Origin of the sequence: Micromonospora sp. NBC_00421 (genome assembly GCF_036017915.1) — a bacterium.
Classification (GTDB): Bacteria; Actinomycetota; Actinomycetes; order Mycobacteriales; family Micromonosporaceae; genus Micromonospora.
This window is the reverse complement of sequence record NZ_CP107929.1, coordinates 3,211,640-3,227,386: the sequence shown is the minus strand read 5'-3', so window position 1 is coordinate 3,227,386 and position 15,747 is coordinate 3,211,640. Positions and strand designations below refer to the sequence as shown.

The following is a 15,747-nucleotide window of genomic DNA, read 5'->3' as shown; positions in this document are numbered from 1 at the left end:
GGCTTGCCGCGCCGGCCCGGTGCTTCAGGCAAGGAGACCGACATGAGCATGCTCTACCTAGCGCAGCCCGAACAGCAGCAACAACTGGAGTGGCTCGACGGCGGAACGCTCGCCATGTTGCTCGACGGCAAGGCCACCGACGGCCAGTTGATGATGGGCCGTTTCGACGTCAGCAAAGGTGAGGCGCCGCCCTACCACACGCACACCCGCGAGGACGAGGTCTTCATGCTGATCAAGGGCACCGCCCTGGTCTGGTACGACGACCAGGAATACGAGGTGGCCGAGGGTGGCGTGGTGTTCCTACCCAAAGGCCTCCCACATGCCTACCGCATCACCTCCGACCGGGCCGACCTGCTGATGATCAATACGCCGGCCGGCATCGAGGGCATGTTCCGCGCATCCGGGCGGGACAAGTCCACCCCTCGCCCGCCGGACTTCAAGATCACGCCGAACCCGGCAATCGCCGCGGAATACGGAAACGTCATCGTCGGCCCGCCCCGCTGACCCCTGCACCTGTCTGGGGGCAGGCACGCATGACGTTGCCACTCGACCCGCAGATCGCTGCAGCTCTCACCGCGATCTTGGAAAACGCGGGCGAGGTGAAGCCGCCGCCGGGCGGTGACGTCGGAGCCCGCCGCACCGCGATGGACGGAATGCTCACCGCGATCACGGCATCGAAGCCGTACCTGACGATGTCAGCACCACCGACCACCAGTCACCACCCCGGACGGCGCCGATCTGCTGCTGCGCTGGTATACCAAAGCCGGTGCCCAGCCCGGCTCGGCAGTGTCCTACTTCCACGGCGGAGGCATTATCCTCGACAGCGTTGCCAGGTGAGACGGCCCGATCAGCCGCATCGTGTCGCGCAGGGCGGCCGTTCCTCTCGGTCGAGTACCGCCTGGCCCCGGAACACCCGTTCCCGGCCCCGGTCGAGGACGCCTACCCAGCCCTGCAATGGCTGCACGGACACGCCGGCGAACTGGGCATCGACCCAGCCCGCATCGCCGTGATGGGCAACAGCGCCGACGGTGGCCTGGCCGCCGCCGTCTCCATCCTGGCCCGTCACCGCGGCGGCCCGCGATCACCGGGCAACTGCTGATCCTTCCAATGCTCGACGACCGCAACACCCACGCACGACACCGGGCGCTTTGCCGCCCACGCGGGTGTGGTGTCTGGGGCACTTGGTCGATGCTTCCGTTCTGGCGGCTGACCTGCGCTCCCACGAGCGATGGCAGTGATCGCGGCTGCGGTCTGCTCGGGGTCGGGTAGAGCGGCCTCGGTCACATCCCGCAGGCGCGGCCAGGCTCGAGCATCGGATCGGGATGCCTCACCGAATCTGCTTCCGGTGAGGGTTTGGTGCCCCAGGGTGGCGGACTGGTCAAAGGTCAAGGGTGTGAGACCAGGGCCTCCAGCGTGCCGGCCCGGCGGTGCCGGACATCGCGGAGATGACGATCGAGGCCGGCCGCCGGGGATCCGTCTCGCCAATCACACGTAACACATGACGCCACCACGTCAAGTAATCGGTGTCCAAATGCAGCACCTCGACGACGGCCAGGAGCGGGTGGCGTGCAGGCGGGCCTCTTCCGCCGGAGCTGATGCTTCCCGGGGAGGGATCGGGTGTGGGTAGAGCCGACGGCTCTGGCTATGACCGCCGATACGGCGCTTGCGGCGCTCTCTCAACACCCCGCGGCGGAGTTCGGCAACGACTTGCTCCTTCACTCAATCGATCCACCATTGATGATGACGTCGAATGCCGCATCGAGGATCCTCCGGGGATCGGCCGAGCGTAAGGCGAAGTCGATCGCGCCGAGCACCAGATGTGCGATGACCGCGGGGCGTGGATCCCCTGGTGGGGCGCCGGCCTGTTCGCGAATTGCCTCGGCGAGGACGTCCTCGTGGCCCATCCACGTCCTGTGCCAGTACTCCGACAGATCGCGGTTACCGACGACAAGGGCCATGAAGCTCTGGGTGTTCGGGTCGGCGGCGGCTACGGCCTGCTCTATCCGGTTGTGGGCGTAGACACGCAGGACGTCGAGAATGCCGACGCCGGGACCACGGTCGGCCACCGTTCGGACGAGTTCCGCCGAAATTTCGCTCCCGCGGTCGACAACTAGTGCTTCTTTCGTCGCGAAGTGGTTCAGCAGCGTCGTGGGGGAGACGTCGGCAGCGGCCGCGACGTCACGCACGGTCACGTTCTCGTACCCCTTCTCCAGGAACAACTTGAGCGCAGTGGCTGAGATGTGGGCACGAGTCGCCGCTTTCTTGCGCTCCCGGCGTCCCGCCTGAGCCAGTTCAGCATCCACGATCTGAGCTTACCGGCGAGACACTCGAGCAAGGGTGGTACGATACCAAGTATGGTACCGTACCAGTGTCAGTCTTCGTTGAAGGGGTTTCCATGGATACGGACGTCGTCATCGCGGGCGCTGGGCCTGCTGGATTGATGCTCGCGACCGAGCTGGCCCTCGCGGGCGTGTGCGCCATCGTGGTCGAGACACTCACGACGCGCTCAGGGCAAAGCAAGGCGACGAACCTGCAGCCCCGAACCGCTGAGATCTTGGCAATGCGGGGCCTGTTGACGGGTGTCGACGAACAGTCGATCGGGCGGGTCGAGGGTGGAGAGTTCGCCGGAATCCCTCGACTACGCCGCACTCGACAGCCGGTATCCCTACCAGGTGGGCGTCCCGCAGGCGCGCGTCGAGGAGATTCTCCAGGACCGGCTGGCGGAACTCGGGGGAAGGGTCCGCCGGAACTGGGCGGCTGACCGGGTTCGATCAGGATGACGACGGTGTCACCGTCTATGGCCCCGAACAACTGCGAGCGCGGTACCTGATCGGATGCGACGGCGGCCGTAGCGCGGTACGCAAACTGCTCGGCGTCGAGTTCGCCGGCACCGACGCCACTCGGTGGACCGCCGTAGCCGACGTCGTATGCGGCCCGGGCGCGGCGCAGCCACCGGTCGGCTGGTCGCTGGCGGGCATGGCGCCCCGTCGCCGGGCGGATGGGACCTTCGCCCGCATTGTGCCGCTCGGGGAACCAGGGCTGTATCGGTTCGTCTATTCCGATGCGGCAGAAGGAGATGTCGCGAGCGAGGACGTCGCCGACCGACTTCACGGCGGGCACGGGCTGGGCGAGCCAACTGTTCCACAAGTGCCAGGGTGTCCTACTGGCCCGCGACGAGAGATACCTCGCGCCGCTGTGCCCTACCAGGATCGGATCGCCGCCACGGTGACTGACACGTTGCCCTGGGTGGATGTTCAGGCAGTTCTGATCAGACCGGACGGATACGTGTGCTGGACCGCCCCGGGCGAAGACATGACCGGCGCGTTACGGAAATGGTTCGAGACCGGTGCATGACGCGTGCGGGCCGCCGATGGTCTGCCCGGCGACGGCCTAGCGCGCCGCCGGGACGGGGGAAGGCAACAGCTCTCACCGGCACGACGAGAGACCACCAACGGCGAAATCCGAACGCTACGACCAAGAGGAGCAGCGCTATGCGAGTAGCAGAAAATCTCGAGATGTTGGACGTGCACACGCGGGTGATGGGCGTTCCGCGGGTGTTCCACCCGACCCTGATGTGGGACGAAGAGAGTGTCGTCCTCATCGACACCGGAGTAGCGGGCAGCCTGGAAGAGATCAGGAACCAGGCCGAGGCTGCCGGCGTGCCGTTTTCCAGGCTGAACCACATCGTGTTCACGCAACAGGACATCGATCATATCTCGGGTGCGGCAGACCTTCTTGCCGGGAATCCCGGCGTGGCTGTGTATGCCCACGAGAAGGATGCGCCACACATCCGGGGTGAGAAAAAGCTGAGCCGGCTGACTGACGCGTTCCTGGAGCGCATTTCCGACCGCTCCGAGGAGGAACAGGCCCGGATCCTGCAAATGTTTGACAACGCCGCCACACCGGTGAACCGAGTCCTGCACGATGGTGACCAACTTCCATTCTGTGGCGGCGTGACGGTGATCCACACCCCGGGCCACACGGTCGGCCACATCTGCCTCTACCACCACGCAAGCAGGACCCTCATCGCCGGAGACGCGCTGAACATCCTGCACGCAGAACTGGTCGGTCCAAACGAGGACCCGATGGCCGAGGACGGCGTTGTGGCGGAAGATGCCATTTCCGCTCTCAGGAAGCTCACGGGATACGACATCGCCGCCATCATCACCTATCACGGGGGCCTGTTCGACACCGAACCCAACAAGAACCTCGGCGAGGTCATCGCCCATCGAAAGCTCTACAGCTACCGGCGATAGGAATGAGCGGGTCTGCTGCACCGATAGGTGACATCTGAGGTGGCTTGCCCTGTGGGCGGCCTGGCAGAAGATGTTGCTGTGCCCGAGCCCTATCCTCGTGAGTTCCGTGATGATGTCATGCGGGTGGCCCGGGACCGTGACCCGGGCGTGACGGTCGAGCAGATCGCCAAGGACTGCGGAGTCCACCCGATGACGCTGTGCACATGGCTGCGCCAGGCCGACATCGACGCCGGAACCAGGCCTGGCGTCAGTGGCAGCGACCAACTGGGGGACTACGCCTCAGCGTCGAAGATCCGATCCATGGTCACGGCGCCGTCGAGGTGCACCTCTGTCTTCTCGCAAGGCGATCAAGGCTGAGCTTCGACGCCGTCACTGCTGCCGCGACAGGAAGTAGCTCAGGGTAGGGCGGCACGGGCCTCGGAGGAAGCGGTCGCGGTCGTTGCCGTGGGCGATCGCCGCGTCGTGGACGGCGTCGACCGCGGCGGCCGGCGGGTCGTGGTTGGCCAGCGCGGTCAGGGCGGGGAGTGCGACAGCCTGCTGGAGCTTGCGCCGCGCTCCTCGCCCCGGGTGAGCGGCATGATGGTCCGACGGAACCGCTCCCCGTCAGCCGCCCGGACAGCGGGTGTCACCGCCGCTGTGTTCCACGCAGTGCCCCGGCGGGCCAGGCGTCGTCGTTGCCGTCGCCGGAGCGAGGTTCCGGCCGACGAGCACAGCGAACGGTAGGGCGGGCACGGCGATCACGACGGCCAGCACCAGAAAGACGACCGCGGTGCGGACCAGCCGCAGCCGGTACGCGACGAACGCGATGATTGCCGGCCCGGCGGTCGCCACCAACGCGGCGACGAGCAGGGCCAGGCTCGCCCGATGTCTAAGGTCCGCGAACTCGCCGGGCCGGTCGCCGTAGCTGACGCTCCACTGCTCCAAGCCGATGCCCACCCACCACACGGCTGCCGCGATCAGCCCGCAGACCCAGACCAGGACCAGGAATCCTACGATCGGGCCACCCCGCCGACCTGCGCCGACCGTCTCAGACGTCATGCAGCCCAGCGTGGACGGCTCGCCCCGGCCAAGCATGAGTCGGCGTACTCAGTTCCGCTCGGCGAGAACGCGCGGACTCCACCCGGTCGCAGGGCTGCCGTCGGCGCGGATCGACTCGTCGATTCGCCGGACGAACACGTGATCCGATGCGACACCGAACCCGTGTGCAGCGGCTGCCCCACCGGTCGGCGTGGGACTCGGACCTACGTCCAAGGTGGGAAAACCTGCGGTGATCCCGGACCGTGAAAGCCGCCTCGGTCATGCTCGCCGGAATCGTCGTTCGTGGCGTGCTGCCCCAGCCGGACCCGCCCCGGCGCTTGCAGGTCGCACACCGCGCCCGCATCCTCGACACCCGCGAGCCGTCGCCGCGGAGCCGACCCTCCCACCGGGTTGCCGACGGTCACCCCTCTTTCGACGGTGGCCGTCGGGTGCCTGTGGACAGCCGGATCGCGGCAGGGTATGACAGCAGCGAGGCTCCCGGTCGGGGCATCGGTTCCCGGTCGACTGCTGTCCCACGGGAGCCTCGCCCAGGCCGGATCCTCGCCTGCCGTACCCCTTGACCTGCGTGACAGAAACGGCACAGGAGCCCCACCATGTTCACTGGCACCGCAACGCCACTGATCTCGGTCGTCGTCCCCACCTACAATCGCTCCGCGCTGCTGCACCGCACCCTCGCGGCGTTGGCCGACCAACGGATGCCGACGGCCCGGTTCGAGGTCGTCGTCGCCGACGACGGATCGACCGACGACACCCGACAGACGGTGGAGGCGTTCACCGAGCGCCTGACGCTGCGCTACCACCACCAGGACGACCTGGGTTTCCGTGCCGCCGCCGCCCGCAACGCCGGCGCCCGGCTCGCCAGCGGCGAGGTCCTCGTGTTCGTCGACACCGGTGTGCTACCCGGACCCGACTTCCTCGCCGCACACCTCGCCGCCCACCAGCGGCCCGGCCGGCCCCGCGCGGTTCTCGGCTACACCTACGGCTACCGGCCCGACGACCCGACCCCCGGACCGGGGGGCGACGTCCGTGCCCGTACACCCGAGGAGATCGTCCGCACCCTGGGCACGTCACCCGACTTCCAGGACGGTCGGTACCCCACGTTCGCCTCCTGTGGCTTCGACCTCTCCCGGGTCCCGCTGGCCTGGCAGCTGTTCTGGTCCCTGAACTGCTCCGTCCGGGCCACGGACTTCCACGCCGTGGGCGGGTTCGACGAGGACTTCCGTTCCTGGGGCGGGGAGGACATCGAACTGGGGTACCGGTTGGAGCGGCACGGCCTGACCTTCGAGGTCGATCGGGACGCGTGGGCGGTCGACACCCCGCACCCCCGGGAGAAACGGGAGACGACCGGCACCAATCCGAGCAACACGCTGCTTCTTCTGCACAAGCATCCCGAGCCGGTCATGGAACTGCTCTGGGCATGGTTCTGCCGGCACCTGCCCCCACTGAAGGACACCCGTGCCGGGCATCTCCGGCAGGAACTGCCAGCCATCCGGCGCGCGATCACCTACGCCCGCAACCGCGACGTCACGGCGGAGTTGGCGCAGTTGCGCGACACCGTGCCGGCGGGCAGCCGGATCGCGGTGATCGGCTGCGGCGGCACCCTGCCGCCCGGCTTTCCCGCCGCCCACCTCTTCGACTTCGACGAGGAGCTGCTCCGGGGGCTGCCGGCGGACCCGGCACACACCGTCCACCACAGCCTCGGCATCCGTACCGTGCTGCCCGATGACGCGGTCGACGTCGTGCTGGTGACATCCCGGATGATCCCGCTCCGGCGGTGGCGGGCGCACGTCCTGGCCGAGGCCGGGCGGATCGGCCGGACGGTGCGCGGCCCGTTCGTCGATCCGACCCCCGAACCCGCCGGAGCCGTCGCCGGCTGACCGGACCCGGCCGGAGGGCGGTGCCGGCCGGAGGGCGGTGCCGGCCGGTTCGGGCCACCGAGGTGCCGCCCGCTGGACGGGCGGCCCTCCGATGGTGGTCAGAGGCCGACCGGCGGCTGTTCCGGTCGCGCCTCGACCACCAGCGCGGCCGGCCGTCCCGGATGCCGCTAGAGGCCGAAGAACTCCAGGTAGGCGTCGATCTGGTGGGCGAGCATCGGTAGACCGGGCTGGACCGTGAGGCCACGGGCGGTCGCCGCACGCAGCAACGCCGTCTCCGCCGGAGTCATGATGATGTCGGCCACCACCGCGTGCGCCGGCAGGTCGGCCACCGGGAACGGCAGCGGATCATCGGTACGCAGTCCCAGGGGCGTGGCGTTGACCGCGAGATCGACGTCGGTCAGGAGCGGGTGGGTCGAGGCACCGATCCGTCCCGGGTAGACCGGGGACAACCGCCGGTGCAGGGTGCCGAGCCGGCCGGGGTCGGTGTCGACCAGGCGTAGTTCGGCCGTCCCGGCGTCGAGCAGCGCGACCGCTATGGCGCTTCCGGCGCCGCCCGCTCCCACCAGGCAGACGCGGCGTCCCCGGGGATCGTGGCCGGCCTCCACCAGAGCGCGGACGAACCCGTCACCGTCGAAGGTGTCGGCCGTCCAGGTGCCGTCGGGCTCGCGGCGGAGCGCGTTCGCGCTGCGGGCCAGGCGGGCACGGTCGGTGACCCGGTCTGCCAGGTCGAGGACTGCCGCCTTGTGTGGCATGGTGACGAGCATCCCGTCCAGGTTCACGATCTGCCGCAGTTCGCGCACCACCGGTTCGAGGTCGGCCGCCGTCACGTGCACCGGGACCAGCACGGCGTCGGCGCCGCGTCGGGCGAGCACCGGATTGAGCAGACCGGGCGCGCGTACCTGCGCGATCGGGTCGCCGAGCAGGGCGTACACCCGGGTGGTGCCGCTGATCCCCGACCCGGTCGGCGCCGGGGCGGCGACGACGACCATCGGTCGCGTTCCTTCCGGGTGCGGCTCACCTGGTCGGGCCCTGTCGGTCCCGGGGGCCCTGTCGGTCCCGTCGGTCCGGGGGCCCTGTCCGTTCGTGAGGTCGCGGGCCAGCCAGAGCGCGCCGTGTAGCGAGGAGAGACCGCCGAGGGCGGCGGCCCGTACCGTCGGGGCCGGTCGTCCGGGGCGTCCCGCCTGGCGGGCGAGGTCCGCGACGAGCGGGACGAAGCCGGGCAGTCCGTCGGCGAAGCCGCCGCCCACGACCGCCACGGGCACGGCCAGCAGCTCGCCGAGGCTCACCACCGCCGCGGCCAGCGCGGCGCAACTGCGGTGGACCGCCTCGACCGCCCATGGCCGGTGACCCCGCAACCCGGCCCGCAGCTGGTCGAACGTGACCTCGCCCCCGCGTTCCCGAGCAGCCCGCCGCAGCGTGGCCGGGCCGGAGGCGACCGACTGGAGGCATCCGGTACGGCCACAGTCGCACCGGTCGCCGTCGAGGTCGACGGCCAGGTGGCCGACCTCGGCGGAAGCGTGGGCGGGAACGGGTCGGCCGGCCAGCACGATCCCGCCGCCGATCCCGGTGCCCACCCCCAGGTACACCAGGTCGTCGTGGCCGGCGTTCCGCGCCTCGGCCAGCGCGGCGAGGTCACCGTCGTCGGCGTACGCGGTCGGGACGTCGGGAAAGAGCCGCCGCAGCGCGGCGGTGAGGTCGAGTCCGGCCCAGCTCGGCCGGCCCGGCCAGGTCAGGACCCTCCCGTCCCGGTCGGTGATGGCGGGCATCGCCACGCCGACGGCGCTGACCGGTCCCCAGGCGGCGCGCAGCGCGGCCACCGCCGCGTCGAGCGCGGCCAGGTCGGCGGCCGGATCGCCGCCGGGCGGCCAGGTGAAGGTCGACTGGTACGCGGTCCGGCCAGCCGCCTCGGCGCGCAACGCCACCTTCGTGCCTCCGACGTCGACCCCCAGGACGCCGCCGTCGGGCCCGCCCGTCATGTCGACGGTCAGTTGTTGTGGAGGATGTGCAGGACGGCGAGCGCGGCCGCCGCCAGGGCGAACGCCACCGGCACCGCCACCATCGAAACGGGGTCCTTGGCGCGGAGGTGGTAGACGGCCGCCCCGATCAGCAGCAGGGTCAGCCCGACCGCCGCGGCGACGCCCAACGGCCACCAGAGCAGGCCGAGCAGCAGCCCGGCGATGCCGGCGACCTCCAGCGCGCCGATCGTCCGGGTGAGGCCGGCCGAGACGCCGATGTGGGCCATCCGCTTCCGCATCTCCCCTTGGCCGAGGAGCTTCGGCAGCGCCACGGAGATGAGGACGGAGGCGATGATGACGGTCAGGGTGATGATGGGGATACGCACGGGACTGTCCTCAGGTCGGGCGGAACGGACGACGGCCGTGCTGGTGACGGCCGTGGAGGGAAACGATCAGGGTACGGTCTCGACGAGAGCCCGAGCGGCCAGGCGGTAGCCCAGCGCGCCGAGTCCGACGATCACCCCGCTGGCGAGCGGGGCGAGCACCGAGTCGTGCCGGAAGCTCTCCCGCGCCCACACGTTGGACAGATGGACCTCCATCCACGGGCGGGGATAGTTGGCCAGCGCGTCCCGCAGGCTCCAGCCGGCGATCATCAGCGCGCCGGGATTGACGATCGCGCCTACCGTGTCGTAGCTGTCCTGGATCGCGCGGATCAGGGCGCCCTCGCAGTCGTGCTGCTCGGCGGCCACCTGCCAGTCGCGCGGCGCGACCTCCTCGGCGACCGCCCGCTCGATGTCGGCCAGGGTGTCGGTGCCGTAGATCTCCGGCTCCCGCCGACCGAGGATGCCCAGGTTCGGGCCGTTGAGCAGGAGCACGTGGGGCACGGTTCACCTCGCGGAGCGGTCGGCGTCGGTCGGCGTCCCGACGGGGTTCGGACGACGGGTCCCCGCAGTATCGCGTCGGCTACCACCGATGGCCGCGACACCCGGCGCGAACTAAGGGGTGCGTAGGGGCAGCTAGGGGCACCGGCCGACCCGCCCGGCCGGTCGGGTCCCCGCCCGTCCGATGCCCACCCGCGAGTGGCCGGGAGCGGGTCGGCGATCCGGGCACGGAGGCGGCTCGCGTCGCCCCCGCAGCCTTACTGCCCTGCCGGCCCGGACGGCGCCGTAAGACATGCTGGCTAGGGGCGGTTAGGGGCGGTTAGGGGCCGTTAGGGGAGTTGAGCCGCCGGTCAGGTCGGTTAGCGTCCACCGCGAGCCAGGCACGTCGCCGCTATCGACGGTGGCGTCCGCCCCGAGAACCCGCCGGGCGGCACGGGTGGCGCCCGGTGCCCCTGGGCGCGGGGCGGCGCAGCCGTCGGCGAACGGCCAGTGAACCGCCGTTCCAGGATTGGGAAGTGGGACATCATGAGTGGTCTGTCGGCGAGCGCGCCGGAGTTCCCCGAGTGGCCGCAGTTCGGTGACGAGGAGCGGGCCGGACTGGTCCGCGCCCTGGAGCAGGGCCAGTGGTGGCGGGTCGGCGGCAGCGAGGTCGACACCTTCGAAGCGGAGTTCGCGGCCTACCACGGCACGCCGCACGCGCTGGCCGTCACCAACGGCACCCACGCCCTTGAGGTGGCCCTGGAGGTGCTCGGGGTCGGACCGGGCACCGAGGTGATCGTCCCGGCGTTCACGTTCATCTCGTCGTCGCTGGCCGCGCAGCGGCTCGGCGCGGTGGCCGTACCGGTCGACGTGGAGCCGGACACGTACTGCATCCAGCCGGAGGCCGTCGCCGCCGCGATCACCGACCGGACCCGGGTGATCATGCCGGTGCACATGGCCGGGCAGATGGCCGACATGGACGCCCTCGACAAGATCGCCGCGGACGCCGGAGCCGCGATCCTCCAGGACGCCGCGCACGCCCACGGCGCGCAGTGGCAGGGCAAGCGCGTCGGCGAACTGGGCTCGGTGGCCGCGTTCAGTTTCCAGAACGGCAAGCTGATGACCGCAGGCGAGGGCGGCGCGGTGCTCTTCCCCGACCAGGAGCTGTACGAGCGGGCGTTCCTCGTGCACAGCTGCGGCCGGCCGCGCACCGACCGCGACTACCTGCACCGCACCACCGGATCGAACTACCGGATGAACGAGTTCAGCGCCGCCGTCCTGCGGGCCCAGTTGTCCCGGCTGGACAGCCAGATCGCGCTGCGCGAGCAGCGTTGGCCGCTGCTGGCGAGCCTGCTCGCGCAGATCCCCGGCGTGGTGCCGCAGGGCCGCGACGAGCGGGGCGACCGCAACCCGCACTACATGGCGATGTTCCGGATCCCCGGCATCGGTGAGAAGCGCCGCCGGGTCGTGGTGGACGAGCTGATCGCCCGGGGCATCCCCGCCTTCGTCGCGTTCCGCGCCATCTACCGGTGTGAGGGCTTCTGGCTCGCCGGTGCCCCGGACGAGACGGTCGACCAGGTCGCCGCCCGGTGCCCGAACGTCGAGCAGATCCACCTCGACTGCATCTGGCTGCACCACCGCACGCTGCTCGGCACCGAGGAGCAGATGCACCAGATCGCCGCCGTGCTCGCCGACGTCCTCGGCGAATGACAGTGCCGTCGTCGACCGCGACGCCGGGGCAGGTCCGGGTCGCCGTGGCCGGCCTCGGCTGGGCCGGACGGGAGATCTGGCTGCCCCGGCTCGCCCTGCACCCGCGCTTCGAGGTCACCGCAGTGGTGGACCCCGACCCGGCGGCGCGCGACCGGGCCCGCGCCGCCCGGTGGGTGCCGTCCGCGTACGCCGACGTCGACGAGGTCCCCGCCGACACCGTCGACCTGGTGGTCGTCGCCGTGCCGAACCACCTGCACGCGGGCGTGGCGGCCCGGTTGCTGCGCCGGGGCGTACCGGTCTTCCTGGAGAAGCCGGTCTGCCTCAGCTCCGCCGAGGCGGAGCAGTTGGCCGAGGCCGAAGAGGCCGGCGGGGCGGTGCTGCTCGCCGGTAGCGCCGCCCGCTACCGGGCGGACGTCCGGGCGCTGGTCGAGGCCGCGGCCGACCTGGGTGCCATCCGCCACGTCGACGTGGCCTGGGTACGGGCGCGCGGCGTGCCCGACGCCGGTGGCTGGTTCACCCGGCGGGAGTTGGCCGGTGGCGGAGCCCTGGTCGACCTCGGCTGGCACCTGCTCGACACGGTGCTGCCGCTGCTCGGCCCGTCCCCGGTGGTCCATGCCGTGGGCAGCGTCTCGGACGACTTCGTCAACCACGACGACGCCGCCGCGGCCTGGCGGGGCACGGCCGCGGCGACCGGCCGGGCCCGTGGCGACGTCGAGGACACCGCCCGTGCGTTCCTGCTCAACGCCGACGGCGCCTCCGCCAGTGTGCACGCCTGCTGGGCCTCGCACGAGGCGCGTGACCGTACCACCATCACCGTGCACGGCATCGCGGGCTCGGTGACCCTGCACTGCACGTTCGGGTTCAGCCCCCACCGCGAACCGACGCCGGTCCTCACCCGGACCCGCGACGGCGAGACCGTCCGCCTGCCGCTGCCCGTGGAGCCCATCGGGGCCGAATACGACAGTCAGCTCGACGTGCTGCCCGAGCTGCTCGCCGCGCAGACCTGCCGGGGGGCGGCGGCCGACGCCCGCCGGACCATCGACGTCATCGAACGGATCTACCGCTGCGCCCGGCCCACCGCGCCGACGTACGCGCTGGCGGGAACCCTCGACCGGTGAGAACCACCGGCGAACCCACCTGGGAGCAGCCATGAGCCATCCGCCGTCCACCATCGAGGCCAGCACGGTCCCGGCGCGACCGGGCCCGATCCGGGCGGTCGTCTTCGACCTCGACGGGGTCGTGGTCGACAGTTCGGCAGTGATGCGTCAGGCGTTCAGCGTCGCCTACGCCGAGGTGGTCGGGACGGGTCCCGCGCCGTTCGAGGAGTACAACAAGCACATGGGGCGGTACTTCCCGGACATCATGCGGCTGATGGGGCTGCCGCTGGAGATGGAGGAGCCCTTCGTCCGGGAGAGCTACCGGCTCGCCCACCGGGTGCCGCTCTTCCCGGGAGTCCGGGAGACGCTGGAGGAGCTGTCCGGGCGGGGCATCAGGATGGCGATCGCCACCGGCAAGAGCGGCCCCCGGGCCCGTTCGCTGCTCGACCTGCTCGGTGTGCTCCACCTGTTCGACCACGTGATCGGCTCGGACGAGGTGCCCCGTCCGAAGCCGGCGCCGGACATCGTGCTGCGGGCACTGGACCTGCTCGGCGTACCCCCGCGGCAGGCGATGATGGTCGGTGACGCGATCACCGACCTGACCAGCGGCCGGGACGCCGGGGTGACGACGGTCGCCACCACCTGGCACGGCGGGGACGTCGAGGACCTGCTGGCCGCCGCCCCCGACCTGGTCGCGCGCAAGCCGGAGGAACTGCTCGCCCACTGCCCGGCCGTGCCCGCCGCCTGACCACCAGCTCGCCCGGCGGGTTCCGGTCGGGTCGCAGGAGGCTCTTGCCCGTCAGCAAGCGGTAGCAGGCGGCCCGCGCCGGGCCGGGCCGCCGACCGCACCGTGCCGGGGATGCGACCACCCGGGCCTGCGCTCGCGGGCCGGGAGCGCCGGGGCGTCACATGGTGGCGAGGGCGGCCCGGACGGCGGCCTCGTCGACGTCGGCGACCAGTTCCGGACCGGTCGGCCCGTCGAGGACGAAGGACAGGCCCGAGGTGGACTTCTTGTCCCGCCGCATGAACGCCAGCAGGCCGTCGTGGTCCACCCCGGCGGGCAGGCCGGTGTCGAGGCCGTAGCCGGCGACCACCTCGTGGTGCTCGTCGACCCGCTCCACCGGGATCCGGCCCAGCAGGCCGGCCAGCCGACCGGCGAACACCGTGCCGATTCCGACCGCCTCACCGTGGCGCAGCAGGAAGTCGGTGGCGCGTTCCAACGCGTGGCCCAGGGTGTGGCCGTAGTTCAGGATGTGCCGCGGGCCGGCGTCGCGCTCGTCGGCGGCCACCACCCGCGCCTTGAGCGCCACGCACGCGGTGATCTGCTCGGTCACCGGGCGGTCGCGCAGCTCCCCGGCCCCGATGAAGTGGGCCCGGGCGATCTCCCCGTAGCCGTTGCGCCACTCCACGGCGGGCAGGGTGTCGAGCTGCTCGGTGTCGCAGAGCACCGCCCTGGGCTGCCAGTAGACGCCGACCAGGTTCTTGCCCTCGGGAAGGTTCACCGCGGTCTTGCCGCCGACGCTGGCGTCCACCTGGGCCAGCAGCGAGGTCGGCAGGTGGATCACCGAGATCCCCCTGTGGTAGAGGCCGGCGGCCAGCCCGACCACGTCGGTCGTGGTGCCGCCACCGCAGGAGACCACCGCGTCCGCGCGGGTCAGGCCGAAGTCGGCGAACGCCCGGCACAGGTGTTCCACTGTGGACAGCGTCTTGTCGTGCTCGCCGTCGCGGGCCGGCACGACGCGGTGCGGCACCCCAGGATCCGGGGTCCACTCCGGTGGCCGGGCGGAGACCACCACGACCCGGCGCGCACCGATGCGCGCCACCTCCTCCGGCAGCTGGTGGCGGATCCCCGGGCCGACGAGCACCGGGTAGCTCCGGTCGCCGAGGACGACGTCGACGCGGGTGGCGGTCGGGTCGGGACCGTCGGCGCGGGTGGGGTTCATACGGCGGTGGTTCTCCTCGTCGAGGCGGCGGTGGGGACGGGCGGCGCGGACGGTGGGGGACGGTCCCGCAGCAGGGCCAGCCGGAGCGCCATCGCGGCCAGCGAGTCGACGGCGGCGTCGATGCCCCACCGCTCGTGGGTGAGCTGGGCGTGCGCCGCCAGTAGGAAACCGCGCGGTGCCGTCTGGTGGTCTTCGCCCATCACCTCGGTCACCCGGTCCAGGTAGGACCGCCAGGCCGCCGCGACCGGACCGGTCGACGGCAGGTCCCCGGCGGCCAGGGCGATCTTCTCCGCCCCGGTGTCCGCCTGGGCGGCGAGTTCGCAACGGTGCGCGCCGGTCAGCGACCGGCTGCGGTCCTGCCAGTGCAGGAAGAGGAAGGCCGGCCGGTCGGCCACCGGCATGAGGTCGCACAGGTGCCGCAGGTGGGCAACGGCCAGCGGCAGCTCCATGCCGGTCAGCCTGGGCACATCCCCTCCCAGCAGGGTCAGGGCCACCTCGCTGCCCGCCTGCGCCAGCGGCCCGCCGCGGGCGGCGTCCCGGACGGCGTACGGGTCCGGGGCGAGGGCCGTCGGCGCGTCACCCAGCCGCCGCCGGGCCGCGTCGAGGGCGGTGGCGCTGGCGTGCAGACCGACGCGTAGGCGCGGGCCGGCGGGGGAGCCGAGCCGGTCGTAGAACCAGCGGGACCGCGGGTCGGCGGCGCGCACGGCGGCGACCAGTCCCGCCACGACGGTGCCGACCAGCTCGGCCGCGCGGGCGTCCGGACGCCCCCCGCCGGGTACGGCGAGGTGGGCGAACATCCAGGAGCGTTCCAACGACGGCACCTCGACTGGTGGGCGGGGCGGGACCGGGACGGGTGCGACGGCCCCCGGGCCACCCCATCATCGGCTCACGACGCCCCTGGTCATCGCCTCCACCTGGGGATCTGGGGACGACTTTAGGGGGTGACAGGGGTAGGTCACCGGAAGGTCGCTGGGAAGACTTGGGCCGTTACGGCGAGGGACGGATGTGGCG

General features: G+C 71.4%; 17 protein-coding genes and 1 pseudogene. 10 read left to right on the top strand and 8 right to left on the bottom strand.

The genetic code is table 11. The annotated features are described in order from the left end of the window. Positions 1-42: 42 nt before the first annotated feature. Positions 43-504 carry a cupin domain-containing protein gene (locus tag OHQ87_RS13240; RefSeq protein WP_328348283.1) on the top strand — a complete coding sequence of 154 codons (462 nt, stop codon included), beginning with the start codon at positions 43-45 and terminating at the stop codon, positions 502-504. 322 nt (positions 505-826) lie between these two features. Further along, positions 827-1,099 carry an alpha/beta hydrolase fold domain-containing protein gene (locus tag OHQ87_RS13235; protein ID WP_328348281.1) on the top strand — a complete coding sequence of 91 codons (273 nt, stop codon included), beginning with the start codon at positions 827-829 and terminating at the stop codon, positions 1,097-1,099. Positions 1,100-1,715: 616 nt separating this feature from the next. Here OHQ87_RS13235 and OHQ87_RS13230 read toward each other — a convergent pair. Then, the gene (locus tag OHQ87_RS13230; RefSeq protein WP_328348279.1) at positions 1,716-2,303 is read right to left on the bottom strand and encodes a TetR/AcrR family transcriptional regulator; all 588 of its coding nucleotides are present in this window, start codon (positions 2,301-2,303) and stop codon (positions 1,716-1,718) included. Positions 2,304-2,395: 92 nt separating this feature from the next. Between OHQ87_RS13230 and OHQ87_RS31360 the strand changes: the two genes are divergently transcribed. The 4 genes from OHQ87_RS31360 (at position 2,396) to OHQ87_RS13220 (ending at position 4,613) form a co-directional block, all read left to right on the top strand. Further along, positions 2,396-2,761, top strand: coding sequence for an FAD-dependent monooxygenase (locus OHQ87_RS31360; RefSeq protein ID WP_442930768.1), 366 nt, complete (start codon positions 2,396-2,398; stop codon positions 2,759-2,761). Continuing rightward, entirely contained in the window at positions 2,662-3,354 is a 693-nt protein-coding gene (locus OHQ87_RS31355; RefSeq protein ID WP_442930824.1) for an FAD-dependent monooxygenase, read from the top strand. Before OHQ87_RS31360 ends, OHQ87_RS31355 begins: the two co-directional genes overlap by 100 nt. Positions 3,355-3,515: 161 nt before the next feature. Next, on the top strand, positions 3,516-4,256 hold the full coding sequence (locus tag OHQ87_RS13225; protein WP_328348277.1) for an MBL fold metallo-hydrolase: 741 nt from the start codon (positions 3,516-3,518) through the stop codon (positions 4,254-4,256). A 51-nt stretch (positions 4,257-4,307) separates the two neighbouring features. After that, entirely contained in the window at positions 4,308-4,613 is a 306-nt protein-coding gene (locus tag OHQ87_RS13220; RefSeq protein WP_328348275.1) for a transposase, read from the top strand. A gap of 246 nt (positions 4,614-4,859) precedes the next feature. On the opposite strand, the gene OHQ87_RS13215 is transcribed toward OHQ87_RS13220, so the two are convergent. Next, a complete protein-coding gene (locus OHQ87_RS13215; protein WP_328348273.1) occupies positions 4,860-5,294 on the bottom strand; it encodes a hypothetical protein in 435 nt (144 codons plus the stop codon). 593 nt (positions 5,295-5,887) lie between these two features. On the opposite strand from OHQ87_RS13215, the gene OHQ87_RS13210 reads away from it, so the two are divergent. Further along, positions 5,888-7,171, top strand: a complete 1,284-nt coding sequence (locus OHQ87_RS13210; RefSeq protein WP_328348271.1) for a glycosyltransferase — start codon at positions 5,888-5,890, stop codon at positions 7,169-7,171. Between the two features lie 167 nt (positions 7,172-7,338). Here the strand turns inward: OHQ87_RS13210 and OHQ87_RS13205 are convergent, their stop codons facing one another. From OHQ87_RS13205 to OHQ87_RS13190, 4 genes and pseudogenes are all read right to left on the bottom strand, one after another. Then, positions 7,339-8,160: a shikimate dehydrogenase family protein gene (locus OHQ87_RS13205; RefSeq protein WP_328348833.1), complete on the bottom strand. Its 822-nt coding sequence runs from the start codon at positions 8,158-8,160 to the stop codon at positions 7,339-7,341. A gap of 78 nt (positions 8,161-8,238) precedes the next feature. Continuing rightward, a pseudogene (locus OHQ87_RS13200) lies at positions 8,239-9,147 on the bottom strand (ROK family protein); the annotation flags it as partial. Between the two features lie 8 nt (positions 9,148-9,155). Beyond that, the gene (locus OHQ87_RS13195; protein ID WP_328348270.1) at positions 9,156-9,512 is read right to left on the bottom strand and encodes a DoxX family protein; all 357 of its coding nucleotides are present in this window, start codon (positions 9,510-9,512) and stop codon (positions 9,156-9,158) included. Positions 9,513-9,578: 66 nt separating this feature from the next. Next, positions 9,579-10,010, bottom strand: coding sequence for a type II 3-dehydroquinate dehydratase (locus OHQ87_RS13190; protein WP_328348269.1), 432 nt, complete (start codon positions 10,008-10,010; stop codon positions 9,579-9,581). 522 nt (positions 10,011-10,532) lie between these two features. On the opposite strand from OHQ87_RS13190, the gene OHQ87_RS13185 reads away from it, so the two are divergent. The 3 genes from OHQ87_RS13185 to OHQ87_RS13175 are packed head-to-tail and all read left to right on the top strand — an operon-like array spanning position 10,533 to position 13,541. Continuing rightward, on the top strand, positions 10,533-11,696 hold the full coding sequence (locus OHQ87_RS13185) for a DegT/DnrJ/EryC1/StrS family aminotransferase (protein ID WP_328348268.1): 1,164 nt from the start codon (positions 10,533-10,535) through the stop codon (positions 11,694-11,696). After that, positions 11,693-12,814 carry a Gfo/Idh/MocA family protein gene (locus OHQ87_RS13180; protein ID WP_328348266.1) on the top strand — a complete coding sequence of 374 codons (1,122 nt, stop codon included), beginning with the start codon at positions 11,693-11,695 and terminating at the stop codon, positions 12,812-12,814. The genes OHQ87_RS13185 and OHQ87_RS13180 overlap by 4 nt, the downstream gene beginning before the upstream one ends. Positions 12,815-12,845: 31 nt before the next feature. Continuing rightward, complete coding sequence (locus tag OHQ87_RS13175) at positions 12,846-13,541, top strand: HAD-IA family hydrolase (RefSeq protein ID WP_328348265.1); 696 nt, start codon at positions 12,846-12,848, stop codon at positions 13,539-13,541. 157 nt (positions 13,542-13,698) lie between these two features. Here the strand turns inward: OHQ87_RS13175 and OHQ87_RS13170 are convergent, their stop codons facing one another. Continuing rightward, positions 13,699-14,736 (bottom strand): 3-dehydroquinate synthase family protein, encoded by a 1,038-nt coding sequence (locus OHQ87_RS13170; protein WP_328348263.1) that lies wholly within the window; start codon positions 14,734-14,736, stop codon positions 13,699-13,701. Beyond that, on the bottom strand, positions 14,733-15,557 hold the full coding sequence (locus tag OHQ87_RS13165; protein WP_328348262.1) for a hypothetical protein: 825 nt from the start codon (positions 15,555-15,557) through the stop codon (positions 14,733-14,735). The genes OHQ87_RS13170 and OHQ87_RS13165 overlap by 4 nt, the downstream gene beginning before the upstream one ends. Positions 15,558-15,747 lie beyond the last annotated feature (190 nt).

Coding starts and splice junctions, on each gene's coding strand:
- OHQ87_RS13240 (WP_328348283.1), top strand. CDS start 43: ATGAGCATGCTCTACCTAGCGCAGCCCGAACAGCAGCAACAACTGGAG.
- OHQ87_RS31360 (WP_442930768.1), top strand. CDS start 2,396: ATGGATACGGACGTCGTCATCGCGGGCGCTGGGCCTGCTGGATTGATG.
- OHQ87_RS13225 (WP_328348277.1), top strand. CDS start 3,516: ATGTTGGACGTGCACACGCGGGTGATGGGCGTTCCGCGGGTGTTCCAC.
- OHQ87_RS13215 (WP_328348273.1), bottom strand. CDS start 5,294: ATGACGTCTGAGACGGTCGGCGCAGGTCGGCGGGGTGGCCCGATCGTA.
- OHQ87_RS13210 (WP_328348271.1), top strand. CDS start 5,888: ATGTTCACTGGCACCGCAACGCCACTGATCTCGGTCGTCGTCCCCACC.
- OHQ87_RS13205 (WP_328348833.1), bottom strand. CDS start 8,160: ATGGTCGTCGTCGCCGCCCCGGCGCCGACCGGGTCGGGGATCAGCGGC.
- OHQ87_RS13185 (WP_328348268.1), top strand. CDS start 10,533: ATGAGTGGTCTGTCGGCGAGCGCGCCGGAGTTCCCCGAGTGGCCGCAG.
- OHQ87_RS13180 (WP_328348266.1), top strand. CDS start 11,693: ATGACAGTGCCGTCGTCGACCGCGACGCCGGGGCAGGTCCGGGTCGCC.
- OHQ87_RS13175 (WP_328348265.1), top strand. CDS start 12,846: ATGAGCCATCCGCCGTCCACCATCGAGGCCAGCACGGTCCCGGCGCGA.
- OHQ87_RS13170 (WP_328348263.1), bottom strand. CDS start 14,736: ATGAACCCCACCCGCGCCGACGGTCCCGACCCGACCGCCACCCGCGTC.